Here is a 19,411-nt window from a genome sequence, read left to right as displayed (position 1 = left end):
AAATACATGAAGGTATCTTAATTTAAAACTATATTTAAAATCAAAATTTTTTTAAACCACTTAAAAAATCATTAATCGCTTGATAGTTTTAACATAACATAATAAAAAATAATTTTTTTAAACTTTAATAAAAAATACTTGAAATTAGAATAAGTGACTATCAATAATTACACTTATGAAAAATATAATTATAAGGTATTTTTAATAATTTGATTAGGAGGGTTTTACAAAATGAATTTATTAGATATTTTACACAATTTAAGAGAACAATTAATAGAAGGTATAGAGACGAAATCAATAACTGTCATTGAAGCAGTATATGATGAAATTTTTGCAATAGATGAAAACAAGATTAACTGTGACGCAAAAAATAACTTCCAAGATGTTATAGATAATTTGAAATCTGCTTATAAAAATAAAGATTTTAATTATGCTAAAAATGGATTAAGAAATCTAAATTATGTAATATTCATAGTGGAAAATAACGATAATCTTAAAGATTATAGGAATAGAATTGCAAACGGCAAAGATTGTGGTACAGTTTACGGAGTGTTTTGTTAATTGTAAAACAGTCAATAATTCTGATTTATAATATAAGCAACCAATACGGCAGGTTGCTTTTTTACTTGATTTCTTTCTATTTCATTAGTAATATAACCTTACACCTATTTTGGGGCATTTTACTTATTTTTTAATAAGGAGGTAAAAGTATGAAACCAACTATAATCAAAAGTAAATTAATCGAGATAAGAAAAAGAAAAGACCGAAATTTTGGTACAGAATTTGTTCTGAAAGATCTTAAAACAGAAGAAACTACAATTATCCAAGTTGATGAAAATATTGATGGAATAAAATCACTGTTTAAAAAACAAATTGATGGAACTGACACTAGAGAAGGAATATATTTATCTAAAGGCATGAGAAACATAAATATCTTTTTAAAAAGGGATGAGTTTGATATGAATCAAGAAGATTTTAATTGGTACTTATTCTCTAAAGAGGACGTAATAAAATTAGTACAATAATAAAAGGACGGAAACCCGTCCTTTTTACTTTACTTTTACTATATAACTATCAGGTTTAACTTTTGGAATAGTAATTTTAAGCAATCCATCTTTATATTCAGCAACAATTTCTTCCTTTTCAATATCATCTTCAAGATTAATAATTTTAAAAAGTTCTCCAATAGCAATTTCTGTTTTACTAAAACCATTTGTTATACCAAAATCTCTTTTTGCCTTAATGCCCATAATTCTGCCTTTTACTTCTATATGTATATCTTCTTTATTAACACCACAAAGATCAGCATAGATAACATATTTGTCTTGATCGTTAGTAAAACTAACCATAAGTTCATTATTTGTAATAGGTTTCATGAGAATCACTCCTTTTCACTTTTTAATTATTATACAGACTCAAATAATCATTTCAAATTTTTTATTTAAAAATTTAAAAAGACTTGACTTCTTAAGAGTTGATTATGTATAACTTAAAGGTAATCCTCTAGGTATCACCAATATCTAGCAGATTGCTCGTCTTGTGACTTATATATATTCCTATTAAGCCGTACTTCTTAATAGGATATGTATAAGGGCTTGGTACGAAGCAACAGGACATATGATTTAATTTCTGAAAAGTTGGTCACTTAGTAAGAAATGTTTTGGAATGAAAAGTTGGTCACTTAGTAATTCCATTGTGTGTCGAAAAGTTGGTCACTTAGTAGACAGTTTACATAAAATAAGCACACCTTTTTATAATGAACGGATAATTAAAGGGAGTGTTTATTTTTTATGTTTTTAAAAATATTATATTTATTAAAATACTTGCAATGTATACCCAATATAATATATATGTTTATAGTTGTTTTCAGGAAAGTCTTAATAAGGCTATAGTCGCATTAGTATTTAGACGACAAAAAAGATTTTTATTTTTATCAAAGAATATCTGAAAAGACATGTTATGTTAAACCCATAGGACTAAATACAATAAACATTCAATAAAGGAGGGCTTTTTATGAATAAAAAGTTAGTGGCCGTTGGAGCCATATCGCTATTATCATTATCAATTTTAGTAGGGTGCAGCACAGGAAAAACCCCTACTGATTCAAAGGTGGATGACAATAAACAAGTAGAGCAAAATCCATCTGAGCAGCAGACAGGAATTACAGATATAACTAAGAAAATCGAAATAGTATCTGATGTTACTGTTTTACCAAAAGAAGTACAGGACTCAATTTCGCAAATGAGCAAGGAAAAAGGATATACTTTCTTTGAACTTGAAAACAATGAATATGTTGTTGCTATAGCGTCTGGTGAAAAAGATTCAGGCGGATACGATATCAAAGTTGAAAAAGCAGAAGAAAAGACCGGTATTGTTGAAATTACTGTTAAAGAAACTGCACCAGATAAAGATGCTGTAGTTACAGAAGTAATTACTTATCCTGTAACAGTATTCAAAATTAAAGATATGACTGCTGCTTTTGAAGTAAAAAATACAGAGGGCGAAACATTTGACTATATTTTAATAGATCAACAAGTTATCCCTAATGAACAAGAAACTTCTGAAGAAATACAGGCTAAAGAAGATAAATCTAACTAACAAAAACACCTTTACTGAATTTAGTAAAGGTGTTTTTATATGAAAATCTAAATATTACTTGTCTGTAGTATGGAATATGATAAAATGTTAATAAGGTCAATATATAAGGAGTGTAGATATGGATTTAAAAGTTGAGCCTATGATTATTCTTTTATATAACATTTTTAAAAAATATGATTCTTTTTTAGAAGTCATTTGGGAACACCATAAACAAAAAAATGTAGACTCATATTATGAATTCTACGAGTCAGAGATCTTTGGTGAAGAATCTAATAAAATGAAAAAAAAGACTAAAATCTATATTATTAATGCCTGTCTGTATATAGATAAAAAGATAATTCCTGTAATTATAAAAGAGAAAGATATAAATGCACTTTATATAAACACTAAAGTAAAAATAAATAAGTACAAAACAAGACTAAGAGAACAAGTTGAATCTTATCTTTCTACAGAAAATGATAAAAAATATATTCTTAAAGAATTGTTAGATGCTCCAAGTGATGTTAATAGGCAAGATTTTATACAGGTAAGAAAAAATAAAATAAACAAGTGGGAGTCTGATATAAATTGTTTGTTGTCGGATTTTTACTACTTAGATGAATTACGAAAAAATCAACTTAATATAATATTTGTTGATGAAGCAATTCATTTGTTGTTAAAAGATATATATGAAGAAGATAATATATCACTTTTAAACTTACTAACTTCTTTATCCGAAAATAAGAAAAAAAATAAAAAATCCGAAAAGAAAGGTGCAACTGTTCCAAATAGTATGCTAAACTATGATGGACTTTTTGGAGCAGGAAGAAAAAAGATTGAGGATGTAAAGTATGAGGAGATAGATGGTCAAATTTATGCAACTCCGAATCAAAATAATGAAAACATCCAAATAAGATTACCAAATTTGAAAGTTAAAGATGAAAATATAAATATTGAATTTGATTATAAACAAGATAATATAACTTTTAATGCCGATGATTTTAAGGTTTTAACAGCAATATTTGAAATAGGAGCAGAAATTCTTGCCAGTGGAAATGAAGCAGTTTGCTTCACCATGGAAGAAATGTGTGAACATTTACAATTAGAGCCATGTAGTAAAAACTACAATAAAATTGCTCGTTCAATCTTTTATTTCAAGACAAAAGAAGTTTATATAAAAATATCTGATACCCATATAAGAATTTTTAACATAATAAAAACAATAGACAAACCTATTTTTAATTCTGACAGAAAAAAACAGTGGACAATAAGATTTCATGAAGAATTAGTTAAAGAAATTGTAGCATCTAAATATAAAAGAATTCTCACTAAAACTATATCATCTTATAGATATGAATTATCTGTGCTTTTATTTAGAGTGTTTGTATATGATTTTTATAACGTTTCGGATGATATAATGTATATTCAATATTCTTGGCAAGATTTAGCAAATAAAACTGGATTAAACGACAAGCCAAGTATAATTAAAAGGAGAATAATAAGTGCTTTAAATGAAATGACTTCTTTAGAGAATTCTATCATTTCAAAGTATGAAACTGCTCCAGACAATTCTTATTTCTACATATATCCTAAAAGAGATAATATAAAAAAATTAAGCGATAAATAAATTATCGCTTTTTTTGTTCCGTAAAGAACTTTGGTACACCTTTGAGAATCGAATTTTACATTTTTTTTGTTCCATAAAGAACTTTGATACACCTTTAATATTCAAATTTATAAAACTATTTGTTACGTAAAGAACTTTAATACACCATAAAAAACTTCTATGCACCGTAAAGAACTCTGATGTACCGTAAAGAACTCTGATGCACTGTAAAGAACTCTGGTACACCTTTATATTTATCAAAATTTGTTTATTAATTGATTAATATAATAGTTTAAACACATTGATATAACAAAGACTTTGGTATGTTACTTAAATAAAAGTTTCCGTAAAGAACTCTGGTACACCATATCTAAACATGCATATGAAATTATATTCCTAGTTTCTTGTTGTAAACTTAGTTATTTCAACTATTCATATGACCTTTAAATCTTATTTCAACTTTTTATTAATTATAAAAAATTTAGTAATCTTCTAGTTTTTTTTGTTCTGTAAAGAACTTTGATGCACCGTAAAAAACTTCTATGCACCTTTCGTCATATTTTTTAAATTCTCCAATATTTGATAATAATATTCTCACTATGGTATACTTTGAAAGTAAGTAAATAAAAGAAAAATAGTGATATATATATCACTATTTAGACATTTGAGTTCTAATTTGCCGATTAAAACTCAAGTTGAAAATTATTTATCCCTAAACTTAAAAAAGAAATACAACTGAATATATCTTAACGGTTTTTATTGCTATTTGCCGTAGCATAAATTTCCAGTTAAGCAAATTCAATACCTTACGCACTTTTAAAAAAGTGGACATGAAAGGTCTAGTTTTCTATTACCTTTTTTAAGTTAATTATAGTTATATTATAACATAAGTAATAAAAATTAAACAGTCTAATAATTCGGTAAAGAAAGGAGTTTAAAATGGCTACGAAAATAAGCATAGATCATGCACTTCAAATTGTTAAGAATAACGATCATCACAAATTAATAGATGTGTTTAATGTACTTGCTAAAATTAGTAGCCAGTATAAAGAAGATGAAACACAAAGAGATTTCTTTATTATCTTTTCTCATACTGACTCCTTATATCATTTGAGCAAGATTATAAAAAAAGAGGCTCCGTATATAAAAAGTAGAACTACCATTACCAATTGTTTAAAGACTTTAATAAATATGAACATTTTATACTATAGTTATGGTGTAAATGGTTGGGTTATTCGTGGTATGGATAATATGTTAACTGAAGGTTATATTGAACTAAGAAAAATTTTCTTCACAGATATATTCTATAATATGAACATAACTGAAAAAAAGGCACTGTTTTACTCTGTATATATTATGAGTACAAAAGGCTATAAAAGCCTTAAACAAATCATTATAAATGTTAAGAATATAGATAGTGAATGGATGCAAATTTTTAAATCTGATAATATTTACTATATTAGAGAAAGAGTGCAGAACATATTAAATAGATTTTTTAAAGATATATCTGATATAAAGAGAGAACAAGAATTAGAAAAATTAGAAGATTATATCGGTGAAGAACAAATAAATAAAGCAAAAAAAGATTTAAAATTTAAGTTTTTCTTTATTCCAAATAAAATAATCAATGAAAAGTTAGCAACAAAGAAAACCGATAGAGAAGAACTTCAAAATTTTAGAAAATCTGACTCAAGTTTTTATTCTTATTTAATAAAACTTCGGGAAAGACAAGATGAACATATTCAGAAGAAGTTTACAGATAGAATCATGATTGCATTATTAAGATATTGCAAAGGGTTAAACTACTTGTATAAACAGGAGATAGCCTCAAGAATTCTTACTAAACTTTTCGATACAAAAGAAATATCATCACCAGATAGATATATTGGCACAGTAGTTCAGGCATATTTACAGGCTCTTTAAAATTAAACCTTGTAATATGCCTATTAGTATTGCCATGAAAAAATATTAATTGACAGTCAAAACACAAGAAAAGTTATGACTGTCTTTTTCTAATAAAAATCTGTGGGTAAACATGTGGATATGTTGTGGAAAAGGTGTGGATAAAATATTAATATTTTATCCACACTTATTATTATAGAAAATCCGTACAATAGTTTTTAAACTGTGGATTAATAAATTTTAATATAAGATTATTCGACATCAATAGTTTTAATCAAAAACATACTCTAGGTTAGATGTAATCAGGTGTTTCTTTTTCTATAAATTGTTTGATTTGTTTTATTAATTGTATGCTATGTATTTATCAATGTTCCACTGATCCCCTAAATATAAATTATTATAATATATTCTTGAAAAGAAAAAATATGACTAATTAAAATGTAATATAAAATTTTATAAAGGTATTTTAATTATTGAAAGGGGAGTCTTAATATGAAAATAAATAAAATTGGAATAAAAAATTTTAGAAATCATCAATTAACTACAATTACTATGGATAAGACTGTTAATCTTTTTTTAGGCAAAAATAATAATGGCAAATCAAGTATAAAGGCAGCACTAGAAATGGTTCTTACTGGTGGTTGTGAATTTACAGGAGATAAAGGGCAAGGGTATCAATATTTAATTAAAACAGGTACTAAACAGACTATTGTATCTGCTGATGTAGAAGGTGTTGGAGAAATTGAAAAAAGATTAGGAAAAAGCAAGTCCATTTATCTTAATGGAGATAAATCCACTCAAACAGAAATAGAGTCTTTAATTGAATCTCAAGGTGTTTCTATAAATGTTATTAAAGCAATTTTTTCATCTTCTAAATTTATAAATATGACAGCGAATGAAAAGAAAAATTTTATGTTTAATTTGCTTAATATTGATGTCGATATAGATTTAATAATAAATAATCTCTCAAAACAAAATACTGAAGCAATAGATAGAATAAAGTCGTCACTTCCATCTGAATTAGATATGACCGTATTTGATACACTTTATGATATATTTTATTCTGATAGAAGGAATTTAAATAAAGAGATAAAAGTTCTGCAAATGGAAGTTGAAAAACTGAAACAAGATACATTTGATTATGCTGACAGTACTTATGATGAAATTAAGACTGAAAAGATAGTAAAAGGAAAAGAATTTGAAGAAATACAAAAACAGATTGCTATTGTTGAAAATAGTAAGTTTATCTATGATAGTGCAACAAAAGAGAAAGAAGAAGTACTGGAAGAATCTGAAAAACTTAATAAACTTCTTATACAATATATGGATATAACAACATCAATAGATGATATCAATGATTCAATCAATCAATACAATGATAAAATTAAAAATTTAGAGGTTGAGAATAAGGAATTAGAAATTGAAATGGCATCAAGAACATCTAAAATTAATTTGACTAAGAATATCATCCAAAAACTAAAAGACACAGGTTGTCCTTTGTATTCAAAGTTGACTTGCAATCAAGATAAAAATGCTATGGTTGACGAATTAACTAATGATATGATTTCATTACAAGATGAACTATTTGATTTAGAAATGGATGCTGAATATGTTAAATCTCAAATAAATAAAGAAAACTTAAAATTGGAAGGGCTGAAAAATGATTTAAATACTACAAAAACAATTGATAGAATAAAATCTAGTTTAGATATTTTAAAAGTAAAATTATCAGAAATAGAAAAAAGACTTGTGCCTGTTGATGATAAAGAACTTCCGGTTCTAAAAGATAAAGAGTCATCTTTAAAATTAAGATTACAAGAAATTAACACTTATTTAAAAAACAAAACAGAGTATGATCAAACAGTTGTAAAATTAATGAATAAAGAAAAAGAACTTGTAATACTTGAATTTTTAGTTTCTGAATTCAATTCAGATGGAATTAAAAATAAAATACTTAAACATAAAGTTCAAGATATCAAGGATAAGGCTAATGAAAGATTATCTGTTCTGACAGGGAGCAAGTATAAATTGGATTTCGACTTAACCGAGGGATTTGATGTTATTGTTACTCATGAAACGGGAACTGTTAAAGTTCAAGGGTTATCGGATTCAGAAAAATTAAGAATAGGTATCATTCTTCAAGATATATTCAGTTACTTAACTAATAGTAAGATCCTTGTAATTGATAATCTTGAAATTCTCGATGAAGAAAATAGAACATTCTTTAATGATTTTATAAACAACATTAAAGACGAATATAATACTATTCTTCTTATTGGAACAGGTGATGAATCTCAATTTATGATTGATGATTCAAATTATTTCATTGTAGATAATGGTGAAGTATTTGATCTATTTGCATAATAAAAAAGACACTAGAAATTTTCTAGTGTCCTTTTTATTTAATTAAAACAACTAATGGTCATCTTGTTTGCGTTTAGGTTGGCTTATCTTGCTTTTTACGGGGTTTATATAGGGTAGGGATATGTTTATGTGTCTTTTGTATTTTAAGACCTGTAAAACGGCTATAAGCCCATCTGATTAAAATAAACTTGATAGTAATTCTTGATTCTTCAAATATAAATCCTATACACTGTTGGAGTATTGGTTGTTGAATCTGGGCATTGTTTTGATAATAAATGTACTGTTTCCATATTTAATTCTAAAGAAGAATATTTTAAATCTATTGAAAAAACAGATTGGATATTAACATCACTTCAAGAAGATTTCCCTGAAGTGTATAAAGAATTAATGGATGCTGTAGATCCTTCTGCATCTGCAATTATATCAGTAGAGTATATTTCAGTATGGGATGGAGATGAAATCGAAACAAATGCCAAGGTTGATTTAGAAACAGGAGAGATTGTATTTATTGAAACTGTAGATATATCCAATGAATATAATGCTTGTGAAAAAGAATTTATCAGATAGTCAGATGGAGTAATAACGGACGTTGTAGAATATAGTGGACGCTACTATGCTTTAGATATATTACCAAGATTATCTTATAAGTATAATAAAAATGAATCAAAGGAAGAAATTGAAGAAACAATTTACTTATTAGGTAAGAATAGAGTTCCATCTAGTTTACTTGTTATCTTTGATAGAGGTTTTTATTTTGATGTGTATGGTAATCCTCATGGCAAACATTCTAACATTCCTGATGGTGCATCATGTTTTATTTATATAGATAGACCTGTGTTGTATGGTGAAATATTAGATATGTGTTCTGATTTAGGAACACCAAGAAAAGATACGCTTACAATTAGAATTATACCATGTAAGGATGCAGCATATAGTGATGATAGAGATAATTGCGAAAATGTATCAGAATTATTACTTAGCAGTGAATATAGAAAAATAAATTAATTGAAAAAGCAGAGGACAAATCTTCTGCTTCTTTTATAAATATAAGATTATGTTTCATATAAAAAACAGTACCTATAGGTACTGTTTTTTATATTGCCTTATCATTAGATAGTAAATTAACTATTTAGATATCTATATATCCATTCTTTTAAGTTTCTATGTCTATTTTCATTTATCGTAGCGAACTCTTTATGATTCAAGGTTACTCTATGAATATGTCCAGTTCTGAAATCTAAGGTATGTGATATATATTTAATCATTTTACCTTTTAATTGCCGAAAACTGTGATTTTCATTAATGTATTTAACTAATTCCAAATACTCTTTAAGAGTCATATCTTCACCATGTTCCATTTTTACGATATTCAATTTAACAATTTTATCGCAATTTGGACACGTATAAGTTTTTAGATGTTTTTTCATGGGGATAATTGAACTATCTTCATATCCACATTCTTTGCATATAAATACATCTATTTTGCTCAAAATAATTCCTCCTTATGCTGCATTGAGTAGAATTTCTTCAACTTTAGAAATCACACCTTCAAGACTAAAAATGAACTTCTTATCTGCTACATTACTCATCTTATCAATATGGGTAATCATAATAATTTGTCGTCCAAATGCCTCTGAAATTTGTTTTAAGAATTCAGAAGTGTTATCTATATATTCTTTAGAAATTTCTTTAGCAGGTTCATCAAGAACAAGAGGTCCTTCCTGTCCAGACAACTCTAAAAGAGCAACATTAAGAGCAATTTTTACAATAGATGATACCCCATCACCTTTAGAGTCTTTTAAAGATGTATTTTCAAGAGGTTTTCTATTAACCACACCGTCTCTAACGGTTTTAACAAAAAACTTAGCCTCAGCACGACCTCTTTTTTCTTCTATATCTATTTCAAAAGAAATATCTTCATTTCGGATAAATTGAAGTGCATTAGTCACTATATTTTCAAATTCAACCTTGATTTTTTCACGCTGATATTCAGCACTCTGCATAAACATAACTCTTGTTTTATCTAATCTCTCATGTTTTTTTTCTAGTTTTTCTTTTTCTTTGCACTTGATGTCTTTAGACTCAACGTATGTTATATATTTTCCTTTTTTTTGATGAAATTCATCTTTTATCTTTTTAATTCTTTGTTCTAAACTCGCAACATCTATAACTATACTCATAATTTAACCTCCTAATAAAAAAGGGTAATAAGGGAGATAATTCCCTTATTAAGCCTCTAGTTTTTTAATTAAACCTTCTAATTTTGAGTCATAGTCAGCAAGAGTCTTATCCATTTCCTTGATTGCATCATCAATTTTTTCAGGATCAAAACCTAACATCTCTACTTCTTCATAATCCTTTTTAAGTCCTTTTTCATTTTCTTCAATTCTAGTTTCAGCACGAAGTCTTGCATCTTTCTTTTGTTTTAATTCCTTTTTCTTATCATCTAATAATTTTACAGCCTTTTCAACGTTATTATCTATTTGATTTACGATTGTTGACATTTTACATCTCCTCCAGTTCTTTTCTTATATTATCTAAATGGTTTTTATCTAAATTACTCATACATAGTGGACATCTTCCTAAATCTTTAACCAAAGAAATACATTCACTAATAAGTATTTCTATCGCTTGTTTGTTTTTATTTAAGAACTCGTTACCTTGCTTACGATTATCAAGTTTAGTATTAATGGATTCTTTTAGTTTAAGAAGTTTATTTTTGGTATTTTTTTCTTCTATAATCATGAATTTATATTCATCAACTTCAAAAGTTATATTGTTTAGTTCTTCTTCATTTTTATCAAGGTTTTTATATTGTTCTAAAATTTTCTTATCTTGGATAATGATATCTTTGTGATAATTTATACTCTTGTTAAGAGACTCAAGATTTTTTCGTGTTTCATTAGTGAAATTGACTTCCTTTTGGAGAGTATTAACTTCAATCTCTATTTTGAGTAATTGATTTTCTTTTTTATCAATGTCTTTAGTTTCTTCAAGAATCTTTGCAGCATCTTTTATTTCATTTTGTCTATCAACAATACGGGTTTTAATATTAGTTAATCTATTTCTCTTATCAATAATATCTTTAATTTCAAATCGAATATCGTTGACGGTTTGTTCCATTTTTAATATATCAAGTTCTTGCTTATCTATATTTTTACAAGATTCAATGAACCCTTTATCATCTTTAATAAAATTTATTTTTTCATTAATGGATTTCTCAAGTTCTAACAATTCACTTCTCATAAAATCTTCTTCGGATAAAGATAAGTAAAGGTTATCAATTTCTTGAATTGTCTTTTCCTTTTCATCCATATCGCCCATATCTTCAATTTTTTTATCAAAGTCTTTAATTTCTTTTTCGAGACTAGAAACTTTTATATTAATTCTTCCCATTTCAGCCTGAACATTTTTAATGGCCACATCAATAACATTAGCCTGTGCATATGCTCCAATGACTTGAGACTTTTCCCCACCTGTATAATCAATTATGCCAATGCCTCGTGATGGAACAATATTAAGGTTAAGTTTAAACTTTTCATTGATGGTTAATGGTGAAATACCTGAAAGTTTAGATACAAGTTCAGGAACATTATCCCTAAAGCCATCGAAAGCATGTAGTTCACCATTCTCATCTATAACTTCATAAATGTTTACGCCTTTATCATATTTTCTAGTAACTATAACACCATTTGAGTATTCATTTGTTACATAAGCCAAGTTTTCTTTTTTTATATTTCCATTTTTATCTACCGCTCCATCATCTCTGTCTCTAATAAGGTCACTACCTGATTCATTGTACAAATTCCAATTTAACCCTCTTTGAAACGCTGTTTTTCCACTATCACTAGGACCTACTACAACATTAAATCCTTTATGCCATTCAAAAATAGTTTTTTTGTGGGACTGTATATTGTAAAGTATAGTTCTAACAAGGTACACTTTTTCCTTTTCTTGACTCAATTCCATTCACCCCTATCTTGATAAACCTAAAACTTGTTTCGCATCTTCAATAAATGCTAGTCCAATTTTTTCAATTTCAATTTTTTCACCATCATCCATATTAGGCTCATTTTCACACATTGTTTTAAAAATCTCCTCAATATCGGTTACTAAATTGATGTCTTTTTTATCTCTCGTAAAGTCGACAATACCTTGAGTAAATTTGACTAGTTTTTCTTTATACTCTCTTTGCTCCATCATCTTTTGCCTATCTAAGACTTCTTCACCTTTTAAAGCAGATTTTAGAGGAATGTACTCAATATCTACACTTTTGTCGTCATATATGCAAATTAAAGCAACTTGTGGAGTTCTTTTAATTTCCTCAATAAAGTTATATTTTCTAACTAGAGCACCGGGATTAATAAAGTATTTAGTAAATCCCATAACTGAATCGAAATATTCACCAGTTTCAAAACCAAGATGATAGTGTCCTATAAGTGTTAAATTAGCCTTAGTCTCTTTTTGAATTTCACTAATTGGAATGTAAGTACCAACTTGTTTGTTTTCTTTTAACACCATGCTATGTAGCATGTATATAGAAAAATCAGCCTCTTTTTCTCTAAGGATTGCTAAATCTTTTTTTCTATCAATTAAAGTCTCGCTAGGCACACCAGTTATTTCTAACTTAAAACCTTCTTTTTCAGCAAAAACTCTTTCACCGAAATTTAATATCTTTACAATTCCTAATTTGCCAAACAGACCTAATTTAGTCTGTTCAATGGTCATTATGTTGTTGTGTCTTAGGTCATGCCCTCCGGGAAGAACAATTACTTTTTTATCAAATGCCTTTTTATAAACCTTTCCAACTTCTCCTGCAACAGCATCAGATATATCTGCACTATTAAAAAAGTCACCAGTATGAAGGTAAAAATCTACTTTATGATCTTTTCCAATTTGAGCGACTTCTTTGGTTTTTTTAATAGCAGCATCAAACATGATATCTTTTCTATTTTCAGGATTTTGTCGTGTATAATGTGTATCTGTAAAATGCAATATCTTAAACATTAATTTCTTAGCCACATTAAATTCACCTACCTTAGTCAATACCTCCATATAAGAGTTTGTAGTGATTTTATTTAATCTTATATGAAGAAATCAAATATTTTTAAAATCATTTTTAACATAACATATAAAAAATACTTGAAAAGAAACCATATGATTTATAAGAATATCTCCAACATATATATTTGGCTTTTATTTAATATAAAAATTTATAGGAGGTATTTAATAATTATGAAAAGTACATATAAGATTAATGCAAAAGAAGTTAAAGGTGTTACGCTATATACTAAGGATGGAGTTTTTGAAATTGAGAATTTATCTAATATAGAAAATTATCCTCAATTTGCTAAGGATAGGACAGAGAAGATTGTCTCTAATATTCTTAATAAAGTAGGGATTCTAAAATTTTTACAAGGAGATAAAGAAGTCAGGGTTGATTTAACGCACCAAAAATTTGCACCAAGATTTGAAACTTTTTCTAACCAAAGAAAAGCATAAAAAAAGACAGTAACCAACTGTCTTTTTATGTTTTTAATTTGTATAATATTTTATTTCTATATCATGGACTAATTTTGAAATTCAAAATCATATCTCGTAATCAAAATAATGAACAATTAAATCTGATTTTTTATTCCATCCTTTTATTTCTTTTAGTTTAATAGAATCTCCTATATTTATATCACTAGTTTTAATTTTGTTAAATAGATTTACATTATCTATTGACCAATTCTTATTGTCATATTTAAAATGAACTAAATGTTTTTCTGGAACAACAATAGTTTTATAATATCTTTCTGAAATAGGATAAAAATTAAATCCATCATGAAATAAAGGTGCTCTACTTTCAGTTTCAATTGGGATATATTCAGTGTCCATTATTTCAACGTCTATCCAATTATTATCCTCTTTAACCACTAAAAAATAATCACCAAAGTTAGTTAAGGTTTTTTTGTCATACTACTTGTTACAAAAGAGAATAACACTATAGAAATTAAAGAAAAGATTATAAATATTAAAATGTTCTCTTTATCCATTGTAAATTCCTCCATTTGTTTTTTAAACAATTAGCACTTTTTAATGCTTCCTATTTGTAAGAAGTGTTTTGTCGCTAGGAACTTCTTCAAATTTCAATTTTTTATATTCAGTACTAATTAATCCTCGCTTTAATAAGTCTAACAATTTTTTGTCTATCTTTTCTTTATCTTTTTGAATCTTGTCTTTTTCTATATGTTTTTCAAGACCATAGGTTTCTATTTTGTCAATTTTGCTCTTTATTTCAATAATTTTGCTTAATAAAAGAATATCGTGTTCTTTTGGGAATTCCCTAGCAAACTCTCTTACATCAATGGTTATATCTCCAAATCTATGTTGTATCCTGATCCCTAGATATTTGTATTCGTTATTATCAAGTCCTTCCCATTTAGGTATATCATCAAATTCTTTTACATTTGTAAAATAAGAAGGGAAGTTTTGATATAAAAACTCCATAGCATCTTGGAATCCAAATCCTTTATAATCCATCACAAGTTTTACAGGATACCAAGTTTCACCACAAGTAAAACAGTGGGCGTAGTTATTGCTGTCACCAGAATGTTCATCTTCATTTTTTAATCTTAGATTGCCTAAAATTTGATCTGTATGTTTACAGCACTCACCTGTAGATTTATTATTTGATTCTTGGAATCTAGGAATGACTAATCTTGCAACAGACTTTATTGGTATACTATTTGCCTCTTCACTATCTAGCCATAACATAGTTAACCTCCTAATATATATTTAAATACCTATATATTTAACATAACATCAAAACCTAGTATTCTAAGTTAGATGTATTTTATTAATAGATAAATTCTTATTTCAATTATTTGTTTAAAAATATATCTGTAGATTTGCAATCTTAAATTAAGTTTATATAATGTCTATAAATTTCTAATTATGAAAGGGAAGTGGTAAATATGCAAAATCATCAAGTTCAACCTTCGGTTTATTCTGATTTCGTTAATATAGGTTTTAATTTATATAATTTCACACTATATTTTGGCTCTATCGAAGAAAATTCCAATCAATTAATGGGAAAAGTTAAAATGAGTCCTGAAACAGCAAAGGCATTAAGAGATGCTTTAGATAAAAATATTAAAACTTATGAGGATACTTATGGATATATAAATACTTTTACTGAAGATGTAAAAATAAAAGAAATTGAATTAAGAGAAAGAAATATGACTAAAGCAGAAATGGACAGAAAACAAGGAGAGGAACTTCCGACAACTGTTCAAGAGAAGACTATTGAATAGAAAAAGGGTAGAACATAAAGATCTGTGTTCTACCCTTTTTTTATTCAAATAAATTATTATCCTCTTTAACTAAAATATTAGTTTGCATTTTATCACCATTGATACTAATTAAAGGAAATATTGAAATTCTTGGCTGCGTCATTCTAATTAACTCTAAGGACTTATTGAACTTTCAAATATAAGAACACTCCTCTGTATTAGTAATGGGTAAGAAAGTAATAAGGAAAAACACTCTTAAAACCTGTTGTTTTTTATATGTGCCAAACAGGTATTAATAATTCTTTCTGCATAATCTTTGGTAAGATGATCTTCGTCATATTTATTTCGATTTAAATAATCAATAATTTCTTGAACTTTTGGATTATCAGGATATTTATTAAATATTATTCTAATTTTATCCGCCTGTTCGTGAGTTCTATATTGATTCTTGTAAATTACTTGCTTTTCAGTTTCTGTTTTTATCATTAAAATCTTATCATTATATTTTTCAGCAAACTCGTATACATCTGCAACAACACTTATATTTTGTAAGTATTTTTCAATGTTTCTACTTTTTCCAATATATTTGTTCCAAAAGTCAATAATTGATTTCATATTAACCTGTTGACCTTCTTTTTTAATTTCAAAATTTACTAATTCTTTATTATTATTGTACCAAATAAGGTAATCTGAAATAGAACTTGATATCTCCATTTCCTGTTTTTCATTAAGTGATTTAAAACTTATTTTAAATCTTCTATCTATATTATTAGTCATATAATACACCTCTACTTATTTTATATTTCTCATCTTTTTAACCATATTTCTTGTTTTCTCAATTTCAAACGCCCTAATACCGATAATGATGGGTAAGAAAAAAACTGAAAATGATGCTATTTTAAATCCAATAAAATCAACCATCGTGAAATAAGAGATAACAGAAAATATTATTGATGAAATGCAATAGATTATGAAAAAGATTTGATAACCAATTTGAATATATTTTAAGTAGCAAAGACTACTAATAATCACAGTTATAATTATTAAAATTAAATTATAAATCATAAAACGAAATCTCCTTTCATTAAATCAAATTAAAAATCATTAAAAGTATTTCACTATAAATAAAAATAAAATTCCATACAAAAATTCTTTTTTATTTTCTATTAAAGAAACCTATTTCTAAAACAACATTTCAAGGTTTTTAGGTGGGAAAATAATTACAACTTTTTCAGGTGTTAATCTAAGGGCTGCTGTTATTTTATATGCAGTTTCTAATTCTAAATTCTTAGCGTTACAAAGATTATTAATACTTGTTCTCCCTACGCCTAATTTTCTGGCTAGGTGACTTTGACTTATTCCATGCTCATTTAAATAATCTTTTAATCTATTTTCAATAAAACATTTTGAAAAATTAATGGTTTTTGTTTTATCTGACTTAGTAAATGTATAATCATTTTTGTCAAGAAATTCTTCTACTTCGTTTAACTCCAGAATATGTATTTCATTAGAAAGATTAGGGTTTTCGGTAATGATTTCTAATATCCCGTTTGTAATTTTACCTTTTATAATTCCTTTTTTAAACTCTATCACTCTTTTCACCTCCAGAAGAATATCTATATTTTTAATATAACACAAAAGAATCTATGTGTCCATAGTTTGGTGGACAAATGTTCATTAGTTTATTAACCTTTTTTCAAGTAAGAGTTTAGAAACGAACTTCTTATATAGAAGCATAAAAAGATTTTTTTAATAGAAAGTATCTTAACTTTATAGTAAGTTCATTTTAAAATTATTAGATTTCATTTAATTCACATATGTCCATTTAATCCTCCATAACTTAATCTATATAATGTTCTCAAGATAAAAACAAAAGGTAGAATTTTTTTATTTTACAAACTTTCCATTATTGGAAAGGTCTATATTTATTATTTTTATATTTTCATTTCTTTCTTAAAAGTTAAGATCTTTTACTTTTTTCTTTATTTTTTACTATTTGCTTACCCATTATTTAAAATCTGGAATATCTCGAGATTTGTTTTGAGAAAAAGAAACGGCAAATGAGCCAAATCAGTCGTGTACATTAGAATTTATTTTGATTTTTATCTTACTCATTAAAAAGCATTGATATATAGTATAAGAAATTGAATAGTAGGAGGGATGCAATTGACATGTGGGAGTATAAAAAAATAAATTGTAGCAAATTAAAAGGGCAGGCCCATAGTGAGATTCTCAAAATAATATTTAAAGTTCAAATAATTTAATTGATAATAGCAAGAATGATTTGTTATAAGTATAAAAAGATACGTTATTTTATATATAAAGAAGGATTTTTACAAAAGGAGATGAAAGATATGGATATTTATTACGCTACATTTATTGATCCCAGTATTAAAAGACGAGGGGTTAGTTTTTTATTAAAAGGTTTAAGTTTTGATAGTTGTTATTTAGAAAAATGTATTTTAGTTCCGTATAAATATGATAGTAAAGAATTACAAGAGGCTTTTATTGAAGTATTTAAAGAGGTTTTAAATTTCATCGAAAACGAATTGATAAAGAACAAGGGGTATACCATTCGTTATTTAAATTTTATAGGATCTAATTGTGAGGTAGATTTCTTACAGTACAAATGGAAAAGAGAAGGGGGTTGCTTTCATACTTTTGAAGGATACCTGAAAGATCAGGACTTTAGAGAAATATGTAAAAATTTATTTGACGAAATGAAAAGAATAGAGAAAAAATACAAAGTTAAATTTGATTTCAAGGATTTCAGACATAGTAATGGAAAGATGTGGTCACACGATAAAATTGCTAAACAAAAATTGAGTAATATATTTGACAAAGGAAATGAGGCGGAAAGTAAATTATATCTTGAAAAAATACAAAAGAAAAGAGAAGAAGAATTATTAAAAGGGTATAGCAATAGAGAATATTTTAACATTGATGAAATAGAGGTTTTGTGGTCAATACACCCAGAATTAGTATTTGAGTCAAGGAATTTTACTTTAGCATTAATAGATGGTAAAGTAATAGATCTAAGAAGCGAAAAAGTAATAGAAATTCCTACGTTAAATAGAAATAGAAAGTGGAGACTACAGAAAAAATTTATACCAGAGATCAATCCACAAATTTCATTGAAGGTTAAGTGTATATCCAATAATCATAGTAACCTTATAGAAAATAAAGAATATATATTTGTATCTAGTTATGAAGGCGATATGGGAGAAGTATACGATATAGAAACTAAAAAAACAATAGGTGTTTTTAGTATTAAACATTTTGATATTTCCTTATTTGGTTACAACTGGTGCAAATTATAAACGAAAACTGTTATAATAGAGTAGGCTTTAAAATGTTAAACAAATAATGAGGAGATAAATACAATGAATTGGTTGGAAAACTTTAAAAAACAACTTACGGAAAATAAACTCTCCAATCTGAAAGTAACAAAAAATGATGGAGAAGTTAAGAGTGTTGATTTTGAATTCTCCAATGGAGAAAAGATTGAACTAGAAATAGGGAATAAAATCAATAAAAACAAAACCATTGAAAAATAGAATAATTTTAAAAAGTAACTCTGGAGGAGAATTCCAGAGTCTTTTTTTGTGTAAAATTATCTTATCCTCAACGCTTAAAATTATCAAACCGTTATTTGAAATGAAATAGTAAGCATTATATAATGCCA

General features: G+C 26.6%; 22 protein-coding genes. 12 read left to right on the top strand and 10 right to left on the bottom strand.

What is annotated here, in order from left to right; genetic code table 11:
* Positions 1–231 precede the first annotated feature (231 nt).
* Positions 232–561 (top strand): hypothetical protein, encoded by a 330-nt coding sequence (locus HYG84_RS19430; protein WP_212382557.1) that lies wholly within the window; start codon positions 232–234, stop codon positions 559–561.
* A 149-nt stretch (positions 562–710) separates the two neighbouring features.
* Positions 711–1,025 carry a hypothetical protein gene (locus tag HYG84_RS19425; RefSeq protein ID WP_212382555.1) on the top strand — a complete coding sequence of 105 codons (315 nt, stop codon included), beginning with the start codon at positions 711–713 and terminating at the stop codon, positions 1,023–1,025.
* Between the two features lie 24 nt (positions 1,026–1,049).
* On the opposite strand, the gene HYG84_RS19420 is transcribed toward HYG84_RS19425, so the two are convergent.
* Positions 1,050–1,376 (bottom strand): Hsp20/alpha crystallin family protein, encoded by a 327-nt coding sequence (locus HYG84_RS19420; RefSeq protein ID WP_212382553.1) that lies wholly within the window; start codon positions 1,374–1,376, stop codon positions 1,050–1,052.
* A 637-nt stretch (positions 1,377–2,013) separates the two neighbouring features.
* Between HYG84_RS19420 and HYG84_RS19415 the strand changes: the two genes are divergently transcribed.
* The 6 genes from HYG84_RS19415 (at position 2,014) to HYG84_RS19390 (ending at position 9,454) form a co-directional block, all read left to right on the top strand.
* Positions 2,014–2,598 carry a protease complex subunit PrcB family protein gene (locus tag HYG84_RS19415; protein WP_212382551.1) on the top strand — a complete coding sequence of 195 codons (585 nt, stop codon included), beginning with the start codon at positions 2,014–2,016 and terminating at the stop codon, positions 2,596–2,598.
* Between the two features lie 118 nt (positions 2,599–2,716).
* Positions 2,717–4,204, top strand: coding sequence for a hypothetical protein (locus tag HYG84_RS19410; RefSeq protein ID WP_212382549.1), 1,488 nt, complete (start codon positions 2,717–2,719; stop codon positions 4,202–4,204).
* A gap of 918 nt (positions 4,205–5,122) precedes the next feature.
* Positions 5,123–6,106: a hypothetical protein gene (locus HYG84_RS19405; protein WP_212382547.1), complete on the top strand. Its 984-nt coding sequence runs from the start codon at positions 5,123–5,125 to the stop codon at positions 6,104–6,106.
* Positions 6,107–6,577: 471 nt separating this feature from the next.
* Complete coding sequence (locus HYG84_RS19400; protein WP_212382545.1) at positions 6,578–8,449, top strand: AAA family ATPase; 1,872 nt, start codon at positions 6,578–6,580, stop codon at positions 8,447–8,449.
* A 240-nt stretch (positions 8,450–8,689) separates the two neighbouring features.
* A complete protein-coding gene (locus HYG84_RS19395) occupies positions 8,690–9,016 on the top strand; it encodes a hypothetical protein (RefSeq protein ID WP_212382544.1) in 327 nt (108 codons plus the stop codon).
* A gap of 192 nt (positions 9,017–9,208) precedes the next feature.
* On the top strand, positions 9,209–9,454 hold the full coding sequence (locus tag HYG84_RS19390) for a hypothetical protein (RefSeq protein ID WP_212382543.1): 246 nt from the start codon (positions 9,209–9,211) through the stop codon (positions 9,452–9,454).
* 116 nt (positions 9,455–9,570) lie between these two features.
* Here HYG84_RS19390 and HYG84_RS19385 read toward each other — a convergent pair whose 3' ends face one another.
* From HYG84_RS19385 to HYG84_RS19365, 5 genes are read right to left on the bottom strand one after another with little or no spacing between them, the layout of a single operon-like run.
* Complete coding sequence (locus HYG84_RS19385; protein ID WP_212382542.1) at positions 9,571–9,939, bottom strand: hypothetical protein; 369 nt, start codon at positions 9,937–9,939, stop codon at positions 9,571–9,573.
* 12 nt (positions 9,940–9,951) lie between these two features.
* Positions 9,952–10,629, bottom strand: a complete 678-nt coding sequence (locus tag HYG84_RS19380; protein ID WP_212382541.1) for a hypothetical protein — start codon at positions 10,627–10,629, stop codon at positions 9,952–9,954.
* A 48-nt stretch (positions 10,630–10,677) separates the two neighbouring features.
* Positions 10,678–10,953, bottom strand: a complete 276-nt coding sequence (locus HYG84_RS19375) for a hypothetical protein (protein WP_212382540.1) — start codon at positions 10,951–10,953, stop codon at positions 10,678–10,680.
* 1 nt (position 10,954) lies between these two features.
* Positions 10,955–12,412, bottom strand: coding sequence for an AAA family ATPase (locus tag HYG84_RS19370; RefSeq protein WP_212382539.1), 1,458 nt, complete (start codon positions 12,410–12,412; stop codon positions 10,955–10,957).
* A 12-nt stretch (positions 12,413–12,424) separates the two neighbouring features.
* Positions 12,425–13,471: a metallophosphoesterase gene (locus HYG84_RS19365; protein ID WP_212382537.1), complete on the bottom strand. Its 1,047-nt coding sequence runs from the start codon at positions 13,469–13,471 to the stop codon at positions 12,425–12,427.
* Positions 13,472–13,684: 213 nt separating this feature from the next.
* Here HYG84_RS19365 and HYG84_RS19360 point away from each other — a divergent pair, with 213 nt between their 5' ends.
* Positions 13,685–13,951 (top strand): hypothetical protein, encoded by a 267-nt coding sequence (locus tag HYG84_RS19360; RefSeq protein WP_212382535.1) that lies wholly within the window; start codon positions 13,685–13,687, stop codon positions 13,949–13,951.
* 87 nt (positions 13,952–14,038) lie between these two features.
* On the opposite strand, the gene HYG84_RS19355 is transcribed toward HYG84_RS19360, so the two are convergent.
* Positions 14,039–14,368, bottom strand: a complete 330-nt coding sequence (locus HYG84_RS19355; RefSeq protein ID WP_212382533.1) for a hypothetical protein — start codon at positions 14,366–14,368, stop codon at positions 14,039–14,041.
* 159 nt (positions 14,369–14,527) lie between these two features.
* Positions 14,528–15,208, bottom strand: coding sequence for a hypothetical protein (locus HYG84_RS19350; RefSeq protein ID WP_212382532.1), 681 nt, complete (start codon positions 15,206–15,208; stop codon positions 14,528–14,530).
* A gap of 200 nt (positions 15,209–15,408) precedes the next feature.
* Here HYG84_RS19350 and HYG84_RS19345 point away from each other — a divergent pair, with 200 nt between their 5' ends.
* Positions 15,409–15,747: a DUF3467 domain-containing protein gene (locus HYG84_RS19345; protein ID WP_212382529.1), complete on the top strand. Its 339-nt coding sequence runs from the start codon at positions 15,409–15,411 to the stop codon at positions 15,745–15,747.
* A gap of 234 nt (positions 15,748–15,981) precedes the next feature.
* Here the strand turns inward: HYG84_RS19345 and HYG84_RS19340 are convergent, their stop codons facing one another.
* Positions 15,982–16,503, bottom strand: a complete 522-nt coding sequence (locus tag HYG84_RS19340; RefSeq protein WP_212382527.1) for a hypothetical protein — start codon at positions 16,501–16,503, stop codon at positions 15,982–15,984.
* Between the two features lie 405 nt (positions 16,504–16,908).
* Entirely contained in the window at positions 16,909–17,319 is a 411-nt protein-coding gene (locus HYG84_RS19335) for a helix-turn-helix transcriptional regulator (protein ID WP_212382525.1), read from the bottom strand.
* 761 nt (positions 17,320–18,080) lie between these two features.
* On the opposite strand from HYG84_RS19335, the gene HYG84_RS19330 reads away from it, so the two are divergent.
* Both HYG84_RS19330 and HYG84_RS19325 read left to right on the top strand, forming a co-directional pair.
* Complete coding sequence (locus tag HYG84_RS19330) at positions 18,081–19,046, top strand: hypothetical protein (RefSeq protein ID WP_212382524.1); 966 nt, start codon at positions 18,081–18,083, stop codon at positions 19,044–19,046.
* A 63-nt stretch (positions 19,047–19,109) separates the two neighbouring features.
* Positions 19,110–19,283, top strand: a complete 174-nt coding sequence (locus HYG84_RS19325) for a hypothetical protein (protein WP_212382522.1) — start codon at positions 19,110–19,112, stop codon at positions 19,281–19,283.
* The last annotated feature ends 128 nt before the right edge of the window (positions 19,284–19,411 follow it).

The sequence above is a fragment of the Alkaliphilus sp. B6464 genome, from assembly GCF_018141165.1.
In the GTDB taxonomy this organism is placed as follows: Bacteria; Bacillota; Clostridia; order Peptostreptococcales; family Natronincolaceae; genus Alkaliphilus_B.
Note: the sequence above shows the minus strand (reverse complement) of the source record. Positions and strands in the feature narration are given on the sequence as shown.

What these genes read in the sequence shown, in the direction of transcription:
- HYG84_RS19430 (WP_212382557.1), top strand. Translation starts at nt 232, where the DNA reads ATGAATTTATTAGATATTTTACACAATTTAAGAGAACAATTAATAGAA.
- HYG84_RS19425 (WP_212382555.1), top strand. Translation starts at nt 711, where the DNA reads ATGAAACCAACTATAATCAAAAGTAAATTAATCGAGATAAGAAAAAGA.
- HYG84_RS19420 (WP_212382553.1), bottom strand. Translation starts at nt 1,376, where the DNA reads ATGAAACCTATTACAAATAATGAACTTATGGTTAGTTTTACTAACGAT.
- HYG84_RS19415 (WP_212382551.1), top strand. Translation starts at nt 2,014, where the DNA reads ATGAATAAAAAGTTAGTGGCCGTTGGAGCCATATCGCTATTATCATTA.
- HYG84_RS19410 (WP_212382549.1), top strand. Translation starts at nt 2,717, where the DNA reads ATGGATTTAAAAGTTGAGCCTATGATTATTCTTTTATATAACATTTTT.
- HYG84_RS19405 (WP_212382547.1), top strand. Translation starts at nt 5,123, where the DNA reads ATGGCTACGAAAATAAGCATAGATCATGCACTTCAAATTGTTAAGAAT.
- HYG84_RS19400 (WP_212382545.1), top strand. Translation starts at nt 6,578, where the DNA reads ATGAAAATAAATAAAATTGGAATAAAAAATTTTAGAAATCATCAATTA.
- HYG84_RS19380 (WP_212382541.1), bottom strand. Translation starts at nt 10,629, where the DNA reads ATGAGTATAGTTATAGATGTTGCGAGTTTAGAACAAAGAATTAAAAAG.
- HYG84_RS19375 (WP_212382540.1), bottom strand. Translation starts at nt 10,953, where the DNA reads ATGTCAACAATCGTAAATCAAATAGATAATAACGTTGAAAAGGCTGTA.
- HYG84_RS19360 (WP_212382535.1), top strand. Translation starts at nt 13,685, where the DNA reads ATGAAAAGTACATATAAGATTAATGCAAAAGAAGTTAAAGGTGTTACG.
- HYG84_RS19350 (WP_212382532.1), bottom strand. Translation starts at nt 15,208, where the DNA reads ATGTTATGGCTAGATAGTGAAGAGGCAAATAGTATACCAATAAAGTCT.
- HYG84_RS19345 (WP_212382529.1), top strand. Translation starts at nt 15,409, where the DNA reads ATGCAAAATCATCAAGTTCAACCTTCGGTTTATTCTGATTTCGTTAAT.
- HYG84_RS19340 (WP_212382527.1), bottom strand. Translation starts at nt 16,503, where the DNA reads ATGACTAATAATATAGATAGAAGATTTAAAATAAGTTTTAAATCACTT.
- HYG84_RS19330 (WP_212382524.1), top strand. Translation starts at nt 18,081, where the DNA reads ATGGATATTTATTACGCTACATTTATTGATCCCAGTATTAAAAGACGA.
- HYG84_RS19325 (WP_212382522.1), top strand. Translation starts at nt 19,110, where the DNA reads ATGAATTGGTTGGAAAACTTTAAAAAACAACTTACGGAAAATAAACTC.